Here is a 17,758-nt window from a genome sequence, read left to right on the forward strand (position 1 = left end):
ATTTATAAAAAGCAGGTATTAATACATTTTAACGTAGTATTATTTTACTAAATTTTATAAATATCATTGACTATAACTATAATATGACATAAATTGCTTGAAAGGAGGTGAATGAAATGAAAAAATATGAAGCTCCTAAAGTACTTACGCAACATACTGTCGAATTTGGAACAGCAAGACCAAGCGATAAAGTCGGTGGCTACGAATGGTGCCAAAAACGTAATTTTAAACCTATGTTTTGCAGGCATTATATCGGAGGTTAACTAGAAAGCAATGAAAGATTTTATCTGAGAAGCGGAGCTAACAATCGAGTTTGCTCCTTTTTCTTCTCAGGAATAACTTCTGAAGAACGGGCGGTGCATAATGACGTATACATTGCATACACAGGTCGGCAGGAGTTCGATCGTTTTTCAAATTCAAACTACCTTTTTATATGATGAATTTACCGCGCGTTTTCGTTCCTTTGAAGCAAGCGGAAATCTTGATGCGCCTGAAATTCAGGTGGAGGTCTACGACTTTTACGGGAAACCTTTCGACGACGGTCCTGTCGAGATTCAAGAGAACGGCGGCGAATATGTCTATATCCGTGCGGACTATAAGCTGGTGACAACACCCGATTACAGCCAGGCAAAAATTTATGTTCACGATGACCTTGCACTCAAGCACGCCTTAATCAATCTCTACAGCGCCTGGCTGATCCATCGGCGCGCAGGGCTGCTCATCCATTCATCATGCGTGGTGGAGGATGACCGTGCTTGGATGTTCGCCGGGCCTTCGGGCGCAGGCAAGTCGACGGTAGCTGAACTTTCCGTTCCCCGTCCTATTCTTTCCGATGAGGCTACGCTCCTATTGTTTGAGCCGGATGGTTCGATTACAATCCATGATTCCCCATTTCGGAGCGAAATGGAAGAAGCATGCGAGCTTCCAAGCAGTCCCTTGGCAGGCATTCATTTTCTGATCCAATCGCAGGATGTAAGGCGGGTAGGTATCCGCAAAGGCGACGCGCTGATTTCATTGCTGGATAAGGTTTTTTATTGGGAGCATAACAAGCTGGAAACGGCAAAGATGATTGCGCTTTGCAAGCAGGCGGTAGAAGGCGTACCGGCTTATAAGCTATTTTTTCAGAAAAACGATACCTTTTGGGGAGTGATATCATGACGATACTGGCAGACCAAACACTGCTGAGACGGGAAAATATCGAGACGGCTGAGCTGGATGGCGAATGGCTGCTGCTGAACATCGACACCCACGCAATCACGAAAGTGAACGAGCTTGGAGGCTATATTTGGTCGATTCTTCCCGAATATCCAACTGTCGCAGAGCTTGCCGAAAAAGTTCGTACCGAATACGACGTTGAGATGGAAGTTGTCTTCGATGACGTTCAGGCGTTTGTTGAGATGCTGATCGAGACTGGACTGCTAATAAATGCATGATTTGACGCAAGTCATGTCAGCAGTAATCCAGCGTACCGGAAAGATCGAGCTGCCCTCTGCGGGTATCAGCATGTATCCCTTGATCAAGGAAGGAAACGTAAACACTTTCCTGCCCGTGCAACGGGAAGAATTGAAACTTGGCGATATATGTTTATTTGTTACGGACCAAGGTGCGTTGATCGGACACCGGCTGTACGCCATAAAGCAGTACGGCTCAAAGGAATTATTTATCTTCAAGGGAGATACATGCTTTGAGCCGGATGATCCCTTACCGTTCACAAGTATTCTGGGACGATGGTCCGGCGTTCGCCGTAACAGCCGCTTTCTAGCTGCGAATCATTGGAGATCCAGGCTGCTTGCTGTACTGGCTTTGCGCTTACCTAAATGGCATAAAGTGATTCGCTGGTGCGCAGAAAGAAACGAGCGTTATACGTAACTGCCGGAGAGTGACTTTGACAAAGGAGTATTTTAAATTGAAAACGGAGAATGCGAAGCGGGAAGCTGGTAAACCTGTTAACGGCGTCGCAGTCGAACAACAGGATGCGGAGAATCCATGGCTCCGTTTAAGGTCGGATATGGATTTCACCCTACAACGATTTCGGCATTACGAGGTTGTTTTCAAGACTTTGACCATGGAAATGGTGGACGGGCAAGGGAAAACCATCATGACCTTCCATAAGAATAACATGATCGATGTATCCGTTCGCGAGGCTTTCGGCGGGGCATCGTTTTTTATTATAACCGGTGATGGCGAGATAGAAGCTGCGAGATTCTCGCTTCCGTACATTGAGCCTTTCCGACAGGCTGTTCCCGCGATAAGGAACTGGCTGGCGGAAGGGGACGAAACTGGAGGTCTTACCCTCCCAGCTCTAGAAGAAAGTACGGAAACGTATAGATGCTCTAAATGCGACAAAACTGCCTCTCCCGGTACAAGCAAGTGTTTAAACTGCAGGAGCAAATGGTCCATGCTGCGCAGGTTAGCGGCTTACTGTACCCCGCACCGAAGCCCCATGCTGGTAAGCGCGCTGCTGCTTGTTTTATCCGTATTTATTGAAGTGATCCCACCCTATTTGATCAAAATGATTGTGGATGAAGTGGCCAAACCGTCTGGAAGCTTGAAGGTGCTTTTTGCCTTGGCAAGCAGTTTGGCCTTTGTACAGGTGTTATCTGCTGCGATGCAAGTCATTCGAAGCTACCTTGGCGTTCGAATAGGCGGGAAACTGGTAGGGGCGATCCGCCGGGATATGTTCGGCGCTTTGATGAAGCTTTCGATGCGCTTCTTCGATCACCGCCAGGTCTCTCAATTTATCGGCCGCATCCAAGATGATACCGATGAATTAAAAGAATTTTTGACGAACGGCATGGTGTATCTAGTCACTCAGATACTGCTCGTCGTAGGCATCCTGTTAATGCTATTCCATCTGAATTGGCAGCTGGCTGCGATGATTCTGATCCCGACCCCATTCTTGTTTGCCGGATTCTATTGGCTGTGGAAGAGGCTTAGCTTGCTTTGGTATTCGCAATGGCAATCCGCTTTACATGTCAACAATGTGATTGGCGAAGCGCTACAAGGCATTCGAGTCATTAAAGCATTTGCGCAGGAAAATGCCGAGAAAAACCGTTTTGACAAGGTAAATAATCATTGGATCAATCGCACGATTTCCTTCGGTAATCTTTGGCTTGGCGTATCTCCGATTTTTACGGTACTGACGGCTGTTTTCGGCATTGCTGTTTGGTATTTGGGAGGACGATCGGTCATGTCCGGCACCATGTCTATTGGAACATTGACCGCCTTTACGACCTATTTGCTCATGTTCTTCGGGCCTGTTCAAGCCTCCGGGCAGCTATTAAGCTGGCTTAACCGTTCGCTAGGCTCGGCCGAACGGATTCTCGAAATCATCGATGCCAAGGTTGATGTCCCTGATAAACGGGACGCGGTAGAGCTTTCTTCCGTTTCTGGCGAGATACGCTTTCATGGTGTACGATACGGGTATGAAGTGGAACGACCGGTGCTAAAAGATATTAACCTCACCATACGTTCAGGTGAAATGATCGGGCTGGTTGGCCGCTCCGGTGCAGGGAAAACGACTCTCATAAACATGATTTGCCGGTTTTATGATCCGAATGCCGGAAGCGTTGCGCTTGACGGGCACGACTTGAGAGATATCCGGCAAGAGAGCCTACGGCAGCATATTGGCGTCGTGCTTCAGGAGACGTTTTTGTTCGATGGTACGATTGCCGAGAACATAGCCTACGGCCGTCCGGATAGCCCGCCGGAGACCATTATCTCAGCTGCCCATGCCGCGAATGCCCACGATTTTATTTGTCGTCTGCCGGAAGGCTACGACACGCGCGTCGGGGAACGCGGACACCGCTTATCGGGTGGGGAGAAACAGCGTATCGCAATTGCGAGAGCGCTGCTGCTTGATCCGGAGATTTTGATCTTAGACGAAGCGACGGCATCTGTTGATACGGAGACGGAGCGGCTAATTCAAGAAGCGCTAAACCGCTTAATCCGGGGAAGAACCACCATCGCGATTGCCCATCGCCTATCCACTCTACGTCATGCAGACAGGCTTGTAGTCCTCGACCAAGGCCGCATTGTTGAAATGGGGACGCATGAAGAGCTTTACGCAAAACAAACGCATTATTATCGTTTGGTCGAATCGCAAAAACAAACGGCGAAAATACCATCGGAGGTCGGATAAGATGAACCCTTTATTCTTTGTAAACCGCTCTGAACTGAGTCAAATCCGTTTGTTCCGAACTTCTGACGGTATTTTGCATTTGGAGCAGGAAGGTAAGAGTTTTGCCCGCGTAACGCTTATACGCAGTTTTCCGTATACAATGCCCGACAGGTTCATCTCGGTTCGCTCGGCGGAAGGGCGGGAATTTGCAATGATACAGGATTTGAAGCTTCTCGCAGAAGATAGCTTTCAGGCGGTACGAGAAGAGCTTGACCGAAATTATATGATTCCTGTCATTACACAAATCCTGACCGTTAGAAAAAGAGGCAGCGAGTGGCATTTGCAGGTCGATACGAATTTTGGCCCGGCAGCATTGGTCATGGATAACCTCCATGAAAATATCCAATCCGTAACGGAAAGCCGCTGGATGGTAACGGACAATGAAGGACGCCGCTTCGAACTGTCCGATCCGGAGCAGATGGATGCCCGAAGCCGTCGATATTGGAAGAAGCTAGTCTGATTAACGGTTTGTAAAAGTCAGGAGGTATTCGTTTGGAATACAAAGGGTCATACGCTTATGACAACACTGATTTTTTTGTTAACTACTTATCGAGAAGAAACCGCGCATACGAACAAATAACGAACGCCCTAAATTATTATCGACTGAGGATTTTGAATCGGAGAGAGTGACTATACAATATAGAGAAAATATATATGATGCTGAAATTATTGAAGTTAATAATAAAACATTGTTCTATTCGCTATTAGATGGGCCTGAAAGTCCTCCGATTACGATAAGTGGTTACAATAATAAGGGGAAGAAAATTATAACTCTGATAAAGGCAGTTCCCTCTAAAAGCCGCTTAACGCGGCTTTTTATTATGCGAAACTTTTGCAATGACTCGCTAATATTGGTTTGCGAAAATTCTCTCACCACATCTACAAATTGAAGGACCTGTGAGGCGGCTGCAGACCGTGAGCTAACTGAGTCTAAAATGCACCCGCAGGGACCCGCTTATACATGTCCCTTGCGGGTGAAGTCATCATGAAGAGAGGCGAATATATTACAAAAAATGATCGATTATTTAGCAGAGTTTGAGCAACAACACATCAAGGAGGCGTTTTTACTATGAAGTTTAAGCAATCAGGCGCACAAAATCAACGGATTAAGATATACTAGAATACAACCAGTCAGAGCAAGTCCTTGAAGTCCAGCTTATATACATATGTACAAAATACAATGTAATCAAAATTTCAATGAAACTCTAAAAAATCCTATTATATCTTGCATTTCAATATGAGTTGTCAACTTAAATGTCTTTACTTTATCCAGTCGCTTAACGATAAACTTACAGTGAACGATATTAAAAAGACACAAGGCTTCCGGCTTATTGGACAGCCTGATCAACTATCGGGCAGACTCTGTTAATGACATAGTTCTAAAACCACGCCTACAGCTTTTACTGCCTGAACCAGAAAATTTGATGATCGATATGGATCATCCGTTCGAGAGGACCATAGTCGGCTCGTTCAATCTGACTTTCGGAGACTCTGTACCTGGACATGTAGGCAAGGGTACTGTTACGATCAAATGGTGAGTGATCCTTCCGTAACCGACGAGCACCAGACAATAATATTTTATGAATAGATTAGAATGAAGAAAGAGCCAATTTTTCGGCTCTTTTTTGTTGTTAATATGAACCTTACATCTTTTCCCTCTATGTTTTTTCATTTCAAGAAATACCTTATTAATGTTCATCGTTCGCGATATATCGCTTTAACGTACAACTTAATAAATTTAGTGTAAATTATATTGTAATGACAGTAAGAATGCTTGTGAAAAAACAAGCAAGTTGAGCATGGAGTGTCGATATAAAAATCTTCATTATTTAACTAGTACGCTTGCCTTTTAAATTACATGGAAGGAAAATCCAATGCTTTGTCGAAATAACTCAGTTATGAGATATTTCTGGTCATGATTTGAATTTTCAATACCAAAGGAATCTACACAAATAAAATAGTATCTAAATAAATGAATCGAAGCTTCACTTAGCTAAGTTAAAATAGATTAATTAAGGATGTGAACTTATTGATGCATATAAGCAGTATTCAAATTAAAAATTTCCGGCTTCTACATGATGTTGATATTTCCCTTGATGATAAAACTACCGTAATTGTTGGTCGAAACAATAGTGGCAAAACCTCTCTCGCTGAGCTTTTCCGAAGATTATTTACTGAGTCTTCTCCGACTTTCATGTTAGAAGACTTATCGTTGACTACACATGATCAGCTTTGGCATGCTTTTAGGGTCTTTCAAACTAACAAAGATGCAGAGAAAGAAATTCATGAAACCATTCCAAAAATTGAAATTAAGATTCGAATTAATTATAAAAATGCTAAAGATACTGGGTTACTCTCTGATTTTATAATTGATTTAAATCTAGATTGTAATGAAGCACACATCATAATTAATTACCAACTAGAGGACGGTAAATTAAAAACTCTATTTGATGGTATTAGCATTGATTATAATAAATCGGAAGCCGAGCAGAAGATACTTCTTTTTAGATTCATTAAAGATCGGTTACCAAAGCTATATAAGATTTCTCTTTATGCAATTGATCCGAACGATTCATCAAATCAAAAAAAAATTGATTGGAAAAAGTTCCAACTGCTTATTCAAGGAAGTTTTATTAATGCACAAAGGGAACTAGGAGATATGACAATTAAAGAAAGGGATGTTCTTGGAAAAATACTTGAAGGACTATTTAATACAGCTAAAAAGGATTCTACTTATCAGAATAATAAAGATCAAAGTATAACTCATAAGTTAAAACAATCGGTTGAGGCAATTCAGGACTCAATAGATGTTGATTTTAATGCACAACTTACAAAACTACTTCCGGCTTTTTCTCTCTTTGGATATCCAGGATTGCCTGATCCGAATTTACTAACCGAAACACTTTTAAATGTTGAATCACTTTTGAAAGATCACACTAAAGTGCGTTATTTAGGTATTAACGGTGTTCACTTACCTGAGTCATACAATGGTCTAGGCGCACGAAACTTAATATTTATTTTATTAAAACTGTTGCAGTTTTATAAGGATTTTATTGCAAGTACTCCGAACAGTATTTGCCACTTAATATACATTGAAGAACCAGAGGCACATTTACATCCTCAGATGCAAGAAGTATTTATCTCACAATTAAATCAGCTGGCAGCTGTTTTCACTAAAGAATTTAATAATGGTGAACCTTGGCCAGTTCAGTTTATTGTAACCAGCCACTCTTCACATATCGCAAATAAAGCAGACTTTAAAGCAATTCGTTATTTTCTATCAAGACAAACTTCGAGTAATTTCTATTCAACTAAAATAAAAGATTTAAATAAAGGTGCTGTTGGACCTTTAAAACTAGACATTGCTTTTCTGCAACAATACATGACTTTGACTAAATGTGATTTATTCTTTGCAGATAAAGCAATATTAATTGAGGGAACTACTGAACGAATTCTTCTTCCTAAAATCATAGATAAGTTGAAAACTCCAAACGGAAAAGTTAATTTAGGAAGTCAGTATCTATCCATAATTGAAGTAGGTGGAGCCTACGCACATAATTTTTTTAACCTGATAAATTTTCTTGAATTGAGGACGTTAATTATCACCGACATAGATTCAATAGATACCTCAAATTCCAGAAGAGCATGTATGGTTTCACAAGGTGATAGGACAAGTAATGCTTGTAAAAAGAAATGGTTTAATGAAACAGAAAATATCAAACCTAAGGAGCTGATTTTAAAATCGAATGTTGAAAAAATACGAGGATATCTTTGTATAGCGTATCAAGTACCTGAAAAAGACAATAGTGCATGTGGTCGTAGTTTTGAAGATTCTTTTATGTTAGCAAATCCTGAATTATTCGAAATCAATGCTGATTTATCATCTGCTGAACAGGAAGAATTTGTTTGGGCGTTGGTTCAAAATGTTAAAAAAGTTGAGTTCGCTTTGACCTACGCAATTAATAAATCAGAATGGAATATACCGCGATATATTAAAGATGGTCTAGCTTGGTTGGAGGCGAATGATGTTTCAAAATCCATCGTACCAATACCTCCTGTACCTAATAATATTAATTTTGCAGAAGTAGCTGTAAGCAGGGAGGAAACGAATGACTAAATCTAGCCCAAACAACCCGGCAGAATTAGCTGCAGAAAAGGCACTTGCATCACTATTTAAATGTTTGGAACAAAATAGATCATTTTTACTTGAGGCTGGGGCTGGGGCAGGGAAAACGTATTCCTTAATCGAAGCCATAAAATATTTGATCAAACGACGTGGTGAAACATTCCTTCGAAAGTATCAAAAGATTGCTTGTATTACCTATACTAATGTTGCTTGTGAAGAAATTAATAAAGGCGTGGATGGACACACTTCCGTATTATCATCTACAATTCATGGTTTCTGCTGGTCAATTATAAAAAATTACCAAAAGCAGCTTTGGAATGAACTTACACAATTGCCTAAGTGGGATGAACGATTAAAGGAAGCCAGTGCATACGAGTATAGAAAGATTGAATACGAACTTGGTTATCCTCGAGTAGATAATGATAAAGTTTCACTTGGACATAACGATGTAATAACTCTAACTATTTTACTAATGAAGAATACAAAATTCAGGAGACTTCTAGTATCTCAGTATCCAGTTATATTTATTGATGAATACCAAGATACGAATAAATATCTGGCAGAGTCATTATTAAAATATTTTGTTGATTCCAAAAGCGACTGTATTATCGGATTTTTTGGTGATGGGTGGCAGAAAATCTATAATGAGGGACTTGGAACCGTCAATAATGAAAAATTAAAATTCATAAACAAACAAGCAAACTTTCGTTCTGATAGCGCTATAGTAAACGTTTTGAATCGTTTAAGACCAGAATTAAAACAAGCTGCTAGTGATCCAAACTCTAATGGATTTGTAAGAGTCTTTCACACCAATGATTGGAACGGAGAAAGATTGACTGGAGCACATTGGAATGGAGATTTGCCCTCTGACATAGCTCACAACAGTCTTGTTAAAACAAGAGAGATGCTAATTAAAGAAGGATGGGATTTTGATCCTTCAAAGACTAAAATTCTGATGTTGACAAACAACATACTTGCAAGTGAGCAAGGTTACAGTGGAATTGCAAAAGTATTTCAACAGAGAAATGATGATTATATTAGGAAAGAGAATCATTATATTAATTTTTTCGTAAACACGCTTGAACCACTTTGTTATACATATGAAAAAAAACAATATGGAAATATGTTTCAATTGTTAGACAGACGTACACCTTCGATTCAATCTTTAGCTGATAAGGTAAGTTGGAATAAAGATATGCAAACACTTATAAATCTTCGATCAAACGGGACGATAGGTCAAATTATTGATCATCTCAAGTTATCTGAAAGACCAAGATTATCTGCTAATTTGGAAAAGAAAGAAAAGGAATATTCCGAATGCATTATGGAATCTTCTTTGGAGCTAAATGAGTCACTTGAACGTATTAGGCAATTAAAGAATTTGTCCTATCAAGAAGTCGTAGCATTAACAAATTATATTGAGGACAGGACACCATTCTCGACAAAACATGGCGTCAAAGGAGCTGAGTTTGAGAATGTCCTTGTAGTTATGGGTCGAGGATGGAATCAATATAACTTTGATCAGTTTTTACAATACTGGTCAGATGAAAATAAAATACCAAAAAATAAATTGGAATTTTATGAGAGGAATAGAAACTTATTCTATGTAGCTGTTTCAAGACCTAAAAGTAGACTGTCATTACTCTTTACACAACAACTTTCAAATACTGCAATATCTGTATTGTCAGATTGGTTTGGGAACGAAAATATATGTTCAATCGCTGATGTACTGGATTAATAATTATCAAGTGAAATTATTGCAAGAATGCAATTTTTAATGACAGACTCATAGTTTAATGTTCCATATGTACAAGAAAAATAAAGTTCTAGACTGACGTTGTTGCTTCTACGCGGTTTTCAAATACTAGATTCGACAGCCTATCATAAATAAGTTTTAGACTAATAACGCATGTCCTGCATCGTGCTTAACTGTCCAAAGAAAATAAAGTATTAGACTTGCAAGCCAAATGCAACTTCGCTGGTCAACTGGCACCGCCGCCGGCTAACCGATATCGCTGAACCAGCGCTTCAGGGAAGAACAACCATGAGCACGAACCACAGCTTCGCCATGCATCTGGCCGCCGACGTGACAGTCTATAACTTTATTTTCTTCGGACACTATAATCTAGCAACATATACTTGTAAGTTAAGACATTTAACAAACTGTAGTCCAGTGAAAATAAAGTTTGAGACTGAGGTTCTTGATTTAAGATCTTAATGCAACAGCTGGTCTACAACATGGAGAAGGGCACAACTAAAAAAGGTAGCCTAGAATGAAATCTCCAGGCTACCCTCTGTCTAAAAAAAGTCTTCAAATTCCTCTTCCTGGTTCCTTCCCTGAAGTTCTTCAAATGTCTCTAAAATGTCAAGACAGGCCGAAATAAGTTCGAACCATTTCCAATCAGTATCGAACTCAGTACTAGTGCCATGTACGATGAGATTTCGTTCATGTGAATAATCAATTGATAGGTAGCCTAACCTTTCACCCAACGTCAATTTCCCATGTTGACCTTTAAAAATTGGTGGCCAGTCACGAATGGCTAGTAGCATTGGAAGTGATGTTATTTCCTTTGTTTTTGTATAATGCTCCATCTTTAATTGTTTGTTTATCTTATTGAATGATATGTTGTGCTTATCCGAGATCTGTCGAGCCAAGTCCCAAACGAGACCTTCGTTCTCACGAAGCAGTAACGTTATGGCAGCCCGTTTGAAACCAGCTTCATAAGAATTAATTGCTTCGAGTATAGCTTCAGTATGGATTTCAATGTCTAGTATGGGTTCATAACTGTTTAGGTATTCTTTCAATCCACTCATGAAATTAGGTATGCTTCTGGCCAAAATAGATTTATCATTCGTTTGCGTAAATTCCCTATAGTCGCCAGCGGGTATGTGCTGCATCCAGCGAAACCGTTGCTCTATAATTTTTGGTGAGTACATTCCTGAGGGGGCGAAAATGGGATCGTTGTTAAATAAATCAAATTGGTGGGAGTTATAGCGTGACAACTTCCAAGAGACATGGGATCTAAGCTTATTCTCATCTAATGATTCTTTCACTTTTGTTTTCCACTTTTTAAGGTTCTTCATATTGCTACAAATATATAATTGCTGATAGTAATGTTTTTCTTTCTGAACCAAATCACTGTTCTGTTTGTATACGTAATTGTATTCTTCTAGGAGCTTATTTAAGTATTCTTTACGTACTTGTAGAGACTTACTGAACGTTTTGTAACTAAACTGAAGGATGATATCCCTATATTCAGTGAACGATGTGTTATGGTCTTTTGAAAAGAGAAATGAAAGGAGACTTGAAATATCGACTCGACTTATGTCTTCAGGCAATTTTCTTTTAGCTAAGAAGCGTCTTATTGCTTCATGTATAAACGCCTCAGCGTCATCACCAACGTAGTATACAGATTCAGCGTAATCCTTCAAGGCGAAATGTGGGAGAAACTCCGCATTTCCTAGCAGTGACTTGATGTCCTCTTCTGTTAGACCCTCGATGCAATCTAGAATTCGGAGTTGCTTGTTCCTGTCCTTGGGGAAGTAATTAATCAAGTTTCGCTTATCTTCTTCGTTTGCTTTCCGAATTTTCATGAGCAATGTTCCTTTCGTGCGATGATCTTATAAAGTGTTAGCTATACGGTAGCGGATCTTCTCCGTCATATCTATTTTACTTGATCATAGTTTGTAAGATAACATTATTGCAATTTGAAAAATGAATCAAACAAAAATTGTTCTCGCTAATGATTAATATATTACTCAACTATATATTTCGGAGTAATAGTCAAAATATGAAACAAGCGAAAGATAAAGCTCTTCAGAAAGTGTTCGAAGAAAATAAAGTCTAATACTTTATTTTCTTTGGACACCACACCATATGTATTGATCATTTGAGTGCTGAAAGTACAAGCATTTTCAATGTTTGTGCTTAGTCAAAGTATACACCAAAAAAGGAGCGAGTACGTGCTGTAGACGCTCCTTTTTAGTGAATTCATTTATTATAGATTAATTTATATATTTCAAAAACACGCTGTACTTCCTTTAAGTTTTTACTCTTTAGATCAGCAGTGAAAATTTCAATAATCTCATCTTTGGTCGAAGTTGAGGTGGGCACTAACTCAGAAAAAGCGAAAAATTTCGCTGGTGTCATTTTTAAGCCCACAATTATCTTTTCCAAAGTCTCCAATGATATATTTCGTTCTCCTCGTTCAACTCCGCCGATATATTGACTCTGAAGGTCTGCTTTCTCTCCTAATTCTTCTTGTGTCAGATTTTTAGCTTTTCTGAGTTGCCGAATTCTTTGACCAATTAATTTTGTCAAACTTACCACAATACCACCACCTACTAATTAGCTTAGGAAAGTGGTGGGGAGTCTAACAGACTATCTAACTATAAATTCCATTGTAAAAGAAACTTATAAGTATTATATTGAGTTAAATAAAACTTCATGGAGTTGAGATTATGAATTCGTTGCCTCGTCAATACGTAATTGAAAATGTATTGCAATATAAAATGAGGGGGAAGGTCGCCTACCAAAGTCATATCGCATCTACAACAGCACTAGATCTAACATTCGTTAAACCCTTTGATGATCCATCCGGGAAAGGATATCAGAGACCAGTAGATCCTAAGAGATGTCACGAATTTGCGGTATACCTATCTAAGGGAGAAGATGCTCTGTTTACACCGGTGTTATTAAATGCATGTGGAAACTGGGAGTTCTCATGTTACGACAAACAACGTCCTAATTTTGGCAGGCTTTTATGTAAAGGTAAAGCCTCATTAATGGATGGTCAACACCGTTTGGGAGGTATAAAACGTTATACTCAGGAGACAAATTCAGAAATAAGTATCCCGTTCCTTGCTTTCCACTGTTTGGATGATGATGAAGAAATTAAGTTGTTCGATACGATTAATACAAAAGCAAAAGGTATCGGACCGTCCCTTAGTAAATATTTAAGAAGAGATTCCGATGATTTAAGTTGGGTAGCAACTGAATTACTAATGAGACGAGAGAGCCCATTCTATAATATTGGCAGCATTATTGGAAAGCGAGTTAAAGGTAGACATATCACTCTTCAAAACATTTACAGAACGCTTACTTTTTTCTTTCGAGATGCGGAACTTACTGTCTTATCTAAGGAAGAAAAATTGAACATAGCATTGTTATATTACTCAGCTGTTAAGGAAAGTTTACCTGCTGAATGGTTGGACTATTCTGGGCAAAGATTAACACACATTGTTTGTCTTGATGCTCTGTCAATGGCTGCTGGTAAGATAGTGAATCGTATTTTAATTGAGAATAAACGAAAAGTTGACTATCAAGCTTTATTAAAGAAGGTAAAAAAATTGAAACAAATAGAGTGGTCGACACATGGACCCTTGAGATTTATTAAAGGACTTCCTGGTTCAAGAACATTGGGAGAAGAAATAGTCGAATTAATGATTAATTAAATTAACTTAAAAGAACATAAAGAGGACGAATAGGTATGTCCTCTTTTTTGGCTATATTTACATATCTAATTCTCGGTAAATAAATATTATAATAGTAATGTGTTTTTTTGAAGGAAGTGGATAAGAGTGGTCCGGAGATTCACGCATTATTTTTGCCCATCAGATATAGAAAGTAAATATTCCTTAATAGTTTTTGATGACTGTAAAGAGCCATTCATGCCATTAACAGAATACTATCACTACTTGATTAATCGAGTAAGCGATAGCACTTCACTTGCTTATATTAATGTATTGGAACCATATTTTTTGTGGCTCAAATATAAAAGTCTATATGTTGGAAACCGAGTTTCCTGGGATTGCGAACCAATTGCAATTCAAACAGTAATAAGACAGTATTTGCAAAAAGAGATGGGATGTAAAGTTAGAGATCAAAATAAATTTGAAAAAGTCATCTTAACTAACAAAAGTATAAAAACAGTCAACTTGTTTTTAGCTTCAATTAAAGGATTCTATAAATTTGCGGTTAAATCCAAAATATATATGCATCAGAATCCATTAATTAATCTAGATTGGGAAGATTCAATGCCACAAGTGAAAGGCGAACGTGAAAACCGACCACGAATGCCTAAGCTTGCAGGGACTGAAGAACCATTACAGACCGTTCATAGACGCATCACCGACTCTTATTTCAAAGTAATAAATGATGAATGGGTGCCAGAAATAATTGGTGATCAAGATTTACCCTATCAAATCTATATTGCAGGTGAAAGAATAAAATGGAGTTGCCGTGATGAAGTGATTATTCGCTTTATGTTTGAAACCGGAGCAAGAATATCAGAGATTCTTGGTCTAACATTTGGTGACTATCGTAAACGAACTGATAAACATGAGCTTTCTGCTTTTAATAAAGGCAGTCATAAACGAAGAATTAAATTCCTGAAAATTTCGCCAGAAACTTTAAAACTCCTAATACGTTACATTAATACAGAACGCATTAAATACTCAAAAGAACCACAAAAATTTGATAATGCCTCCGACGAGCAATGTATCTTTATTTCACAAAGAGGAACAGATTATACGTACAATGCTTTTATGCGGGTGTGGACCCGCATTATTTCAGCAGCCAATATAAAACTTAATCCTCATAAGGCAAGACACTGGTTTGTTACTTCAATGCTTAGGGGAATTTATGAAACATCAACTACAGTTGCTGAAATTGAAGAAAAGAAGAAGCAACTCATTGATTATATGAAGTGGAGAGATTCTGAAACCATTAATGTATACGAGCACTATTTCGATGAAGAAAAATTCCGAGATATTCACAGCAACTTGATAGAAAATTACACAAAAAGAGAAACCGTTTATCTAAACAATAAAAAAGTTCAAAGTAATAAAAAAGAAATTAGTTCGAAAAATTCAATAATCGAGACTGATAAAGACAATCAATGGTTGCTTAATCTTTTCGATGGGATGGATGACTAAAGTGAATTTACATGAAAAGAAATGGTATAAGCTTCTATATGGTAGAATTGATGAGCAAATTCTCTGTTTAGCAAATTATGAAGATGAGTATTATTGGGATCAAGTTGACGAAAGAGTATTGAAGTATTTCATGAATAAAGTTGTTGGTAATCCATGGGATAATCATTTAGCTCTTTCTTTGATTTGTGTATACGATCGTCAACTTTCACCAAGTTCGATTTATAATTTAGCATCTACTATAAACGCCCGTTTGGTAGAGCTGTTCTCGGAGTCACAAATTGATGTAATGTCCCAATTTAACTACGGTATTGTAGAGAAATATCTCTCTGGCAAACTTATTAAAAATCACAGCGAACGTCAGCGAGCTATGTTTTTATCAGCTTATAATAGTTTTGTTTTTAATATATCGAAGTGGATCACAACAAAGTTTACGACTCAATTACAAGAAAAACTATTACCTTATGTTTTTCCAAAGTTGCCTTTTGATAATCGTGATTTTTCAGTTAGAACGACAGCCATAGATAACGCAAAACAAATTCGAAAAGATGAGACATCCGCTATAACCCCTCTATTACCCGAAATAAGAGCTGAAGGACATTTCAGGTGGAATCAACTCAAAAGACTAAGAACGGTCTTTCACACGTTATTAGAAGAAGCTAGTACCCTTAATAAATCATTACCAATTGAGTTTAATTATGATGAGTCAGAATTCACTAAGGAAAGATGGTATTTTATAATTTGGGATACGCAATCCTTCGGCGATGAATATAATGTTGGAAGCAAATATGATGACTTTTTCTTAGAATTTGTTAAAGCCGAAAAGCTTGATGGAAGTGGAAAGGGAGATGGACCCTGGTTTTTAGATATTCTAAAATATAGACTAATTGGAGACTGGTCTAATGAATTATTAAATATAGAAAAATCGGAAAAAGAAATGATCGTGAATTACCTGAAACAATGGGGATATGAGGGAGCTGAAGATGGTCAAGGCCCTTTCAAACATCGTAATCCAGGCTTGCTTACTCAAGGCGTCTTTATTACAAGGAACTCAAGAAATCTTAATAAAATATTGATAAACTTGGAGCCGATCTACGCTGCATGTACATTTGCTCGCTTTGCATTAGATATCTTTACATCATCAGGTGCTAGAATGAACGAGTTACTACAAATTAGTTATGATAAAGACTGTTGTGTTGTAACCGAGGATAAAAAAATAACCCCTGCTAAGAAAAATTATATCTTTAGATTAATTCCAAAAGGTAGAGTTGATGTTGAAAATTTTTATATGCCGGAGGAGAATTTTCGATTTATTAATGAGATTATAGGACTTCTAAAGTATTCAAACGGAGAAAAAGGAATTCAAGAAGTTGAGTATCAGTCACAATCAAGAAAACATTTGATGACGAAGAAAAAGTACATTTTTCAGTATCAAGGTAGGCATATAAATGAATTTACTATTAATGCGATTCTACGTTTTTTATTACATGGTATCGTAATTCAAACCAATGAAGGTATTCAAGTCGTAGTAAAGAGCCATTTATTAAGACACGCGTTTGCAACACATGCTGTTCAAACAGAAAAATTGCCTATTGATATTGTAAAAACACTCCTACATCAAAAAGATATTGAGATAACATCATATTATGCAGCGCCAACACAGCAACAAATTACTGAATCAATTGGCTCGTTACATGATAATTGGGCTTCTTACATCGATATACAAAAGGGATTGATTCGAGGACCTGAAGAACTTCGTGAAATTTATGAGGACTATTCTGAAAAAGTAGGAACTCAAGCAAAAGTTGTTGGAGGAATTTGTACAACTGACGCTGTATGCCCTACACGCTTAGCATGTGTAGGATGCGCTGCTAAAGTTCCTAGACCAGAATTTAAAGATGAAATAACAGCATATTTGAAATGGGCAGAAGAAAGCGAAGTAATATTTACAGAAAAAGGACTTCTTTTGGAAGCTAAGAAGATGAAAATATCAAAAAATCGTGCTAAGAATGAGCTTAAGGAAATCGAACTTGTGGAAAGGTATCAAAGAGATGAAATTTACAAACCAAATATCCGCTTTACAAATCGAGGTTAAAGGTCTAAAAAAAAACTATGCTGCAAAGAAGGAACGGACCTTTAAATTGGGTTCTGCAGCAATCGATTCTTTATTAAAAGAGAAAATAAAACCAACCTTCCGAAAAATTGCTGAACGAGCAACTGCAATTGATGAAGAAAAGAGGGGATTTCACCCAAATACGGTTAAAACAAATGAAGATTTATACAGATACTATTTAGAAAAATGTAATAGTAGGGGGAAGAAAGTAAAAACACAAAAAATAAAAATAATTGAAAAAGACTTTAACCATTTAAAATTAGATAGAGATATTGAACGAGTTAAAAGAAGATACCTACAACTATCAAAGATTGAGCTTGTTACGTTACTGCTTAATGCTGAACAATTCATTGCTGAACAAAATCAAACCTGGTTAAAAAATCAATTTAATGCGTTTAAATAAATT

The 17,758-nt window shown here is 38.0% G+C and carries 14 protein-coding genes; 12 read left to right on the forward strand and 2 right to left on the reverse strand.

The window, feature by feature from the left end; genetic code table 11:
- Positions 1–116: 116 nt before the first annotated feature.
- The 8 genes from ADU23_RS32930 to ADU23_RS24010 all read left to right on the forward strand — a co-directional run bounded on the left by ADU23_RS32930 (position 117) and on the right by ADU23_RS24010 (position 10,044).
- Positions 117–263 (forward strand): hypothetical protein, encoded by a 147-nt coding sequence (locus tag ADU23_RS32930; protein WP_157265932.1) that lies wholly within the window; start codon positions 117–119, stop codon positions 261–263.
- A gap of 100 nt (positions 264–363) precedes the next feature.
- A complete protein-coding gene (locus ADU23_RS23980) occupies positions 364–1,158 on the forward strand; it encodes a hypothetical protein (RefSeq protein WP_053376052.1) in 795 nt (264 codons plus the stop codon).
- Positions 1,155–1,433, forward strand: coding sequence for a PqqD family protein (locus ADU23_RS23985; RefSeq protein WP_053376053.1), 279 nt, complete (start codon positions 1,155–1,157; stop codon positions 1,431–1,433). Before ADU23_RS23980 ends, ADU23_RS23985 begins: the two co-directional genes overlap by 4 nt.
- Complete coding sequence (locus ADU23_RS23990; protein ID WP_053376054.1) at positions 1,426–1,869, forward strand: hypothetical protein; 444 nt, start codon at positions 1,426–1,428, stop codon at positions 1,867–1,869. The genes ADU23_RS23985 and ADU23_RS23990 overlap by 8 nt, the downstream gene beginning before the upstream one ends.
- Before the next feature lie 37 nt (positions 1,870–1,906).
- Entirely contained in the window at positions 1,907–4,141 is a 2,235-nt protein-coding gene (locus tag ADU23_RS23995) for an ABC transporter ATP-binding protein (RefSeq protein WP_053376055.1), read from the forward strand.
- A 1-nt stretch (position 4,142) separates the two neighbouring features.
- Positions 4,143–4,640 (forward strand): DUF1854 domain-containing protein, encoded by a 498-nt coding sequence (locus ADU23_RS24000; RefSeq protein WP_053376056.1) that lies wholly within the window; start codon positions 4,143–4,145, stop codon positions 4,638–4,640.
- Positions 4,641–6,212: 1,572 nt separating this feature from the next.
- Complete coding sequence (locus ADU23_RS24005) at positions 6,213–8,297, forward strand: ATP-dependent nuclease (protein ID WP_063846092.1); 2,085 nt, start codon at positions 6,213–6,215, stop codon at positions 8,295–8,297.
- On the forward strand, positions 8,290–10,044 hold the full coding sequence (locus ADU23_RS24010) for an ATP-dependent helicase (protein ID WP_053376057.1): 1,755 nt from the start codon (positions 8,290–8,292) through the stop codon (positions 10,042–10,044). The genes ADU23_RS24005 and ADU23_RS24010 overlap by 8 nt, the downstream gene beginning before the upstream one ends.
- A 560-nt stretch (positions 10,045–10,604) precedes the next feature.
- Here the strand turns inward: ADU23_RS24010 and ADU23_RS24015 are convergent.
- Positions 10,605–11,900 (reverse strand): hypothetical protein, encoded by a 1,296-nt coding sequence (locus ADU23_RS24015; protein WP_053376058.1) that lies wholly within the window; start codon positions 11,898–11,900, stop codon positions 10,605–10,607.
- A 397-nt stretch (positions 11,901–12,297) separates the two neighbouring features.
- Positions 12,298–12,636 (reverse strand): helix-turn-helix domain-containing protein, encoded by a 339-nt coding sequence (locus ADU23_RS24020; protein WP_053376059.1) that lies wholly within the window; start codon positions 12,634–12,636, stop codon positions 12,298–12,300.
- A gap of 131 nt (positions 12,637–12,767) precedes the next feature.
- Between ADU23_RS24020 and ADU23_RS24025 the strand changes: the two genes are divergently transcribed.
- The 4 genes from ADU23_RS24025 to ADU23_RS24040 all read left to right on the forward strand — a co-directional run bounded on the left by ADU23_RS24025 (position 12,768) and on the right by ADU23_RS24040 (position 17,755).
- Positions 12,768–13,760: a DGQHR domain-containing protein gene (locus ADU23_RS24025; protein ID WP_053376060.1), complete on the forward strand. Its 993-nt coding sequence runs from the start codon at positions 12,768–12,770 to the stop codon at positions 13,758–13,760.
- A 216-nt stretch (positions 13,761–13,976) separates the two neighbouring features.
- Positions 13,977–15,242, forward strand: a complete 1,266-nt coding sequence (locus ADU23_RS24030; protein WP_082311187.1) for a tyrosine-type recombinase/integrase — start codon at positions 13,977–13,979, stop codon at positions 15,240–15,242.
- Between the two features lies 1 nt (position 15,243).
- A complete protein-coding gene (locus tag ADU23_RS24035) occupies positions 15,244–17,334 on the forward strand; it encodes a site-specific integrase (RefSeq protein ID WP_053376061.1) in 2,091 nt (696 codons plus the stop codon).
- Positions 17,291–17,755, forward strand: a complete 465-nt coding sequence (locus tag ADU23_RS24040; protein WP_053376062.1) for a hypothetical protein — start codon at positions 17,291–17,293, stop codon at positions 17,753–17,755. Before ADU23_RS24035 ends, ADU23_RS24040 begins: the two co-directional genes overlap by 44 nt.
- Positions 17,756–17,758: the final 3 nt, after the last annotated feature.

Source organism: Paenibacillus sp. FJAT-27812, assembly GCF_001273905.1.
Classification (GTDB): domain Bacteria; phylum Bacillota; class Bacilli; order Paenibacillales; family Paenibacillaceae; genus Pristimantibacillus.

Coding starts and splice junctions, on each gene's coding strand:
- ADU23_RS32930 (WP_157265932.1), top strand. CDS start 117: ATGAAAAAATATGAAGCTCCTAAAGTACTTACGCAACATACTGTCGAA.
- ADU23_RS23980 (WP_053376052.1), top strand. CDS start 364: ATGACGTATACATTGCATACACAGGTCGGCAGGAGTTCGATCGTTTTT.
- ADU23_RS23985 (WP_053376053.1), top strand. CDS start 1,155: ATGACGATACTGGCAGACCAAACACTGCTGAGACGGGAAAATATCGAG.
- ADU23_RS23990 (WP_053376054.1), top strand. CDS start 1,426: ATGCATGATTTGACGCAAGTCATGTCAGCAGTAATCCAGCGTACCGGA.
- ADU23_RS24000 (WP_053376056.1), top strand. CDS start 4,143: ATGAACCCTTTATTCTTTGTAAACCGCTCTGAACTGAGTCAAATCCGT.
- ADU23_RS24005 (WP_063846092.1), top strand. CDS start 6,213: ATGCATATAAGCAGTATTCAAATTAAAAATTTCCGGCTTCTACATGAT.
- ADU23_RS24010 (WP_053376057.1), top strand. CDS start 8,290: ATGACTAAATCTAGCCCAAACAACCCGGCAGAATTAGCTGCAGAAAAG.
- ADU23_RS24015 (WP_053376058.1), bottom strand. CDS start 11,900: ATGAAAATTCGGAAAGCAAACGAAGAAGATAAGCGAAACTTGATTAAT.
- ADU23_RS24025 (WP_053376060.1), top strand. CDS start 12,768: ATGAATTCGTTGCCTCGTCAATACGTAATTGAAAATGTATTGCAATAT.
- ADU23_RS24030 (WP_082311187.1), top strand. CDS start 13,977: ATGCCATTAACAGAATACTATCACTACTTGATTAATCGAGTAAGCGAT.
- ADU23_RS24040 (WP_053376062.1), top strand. CDS start 17,291: ATGAAATTTACAAACCAAATATCCGCTTTACAAATCGAGGTTAAAGGT.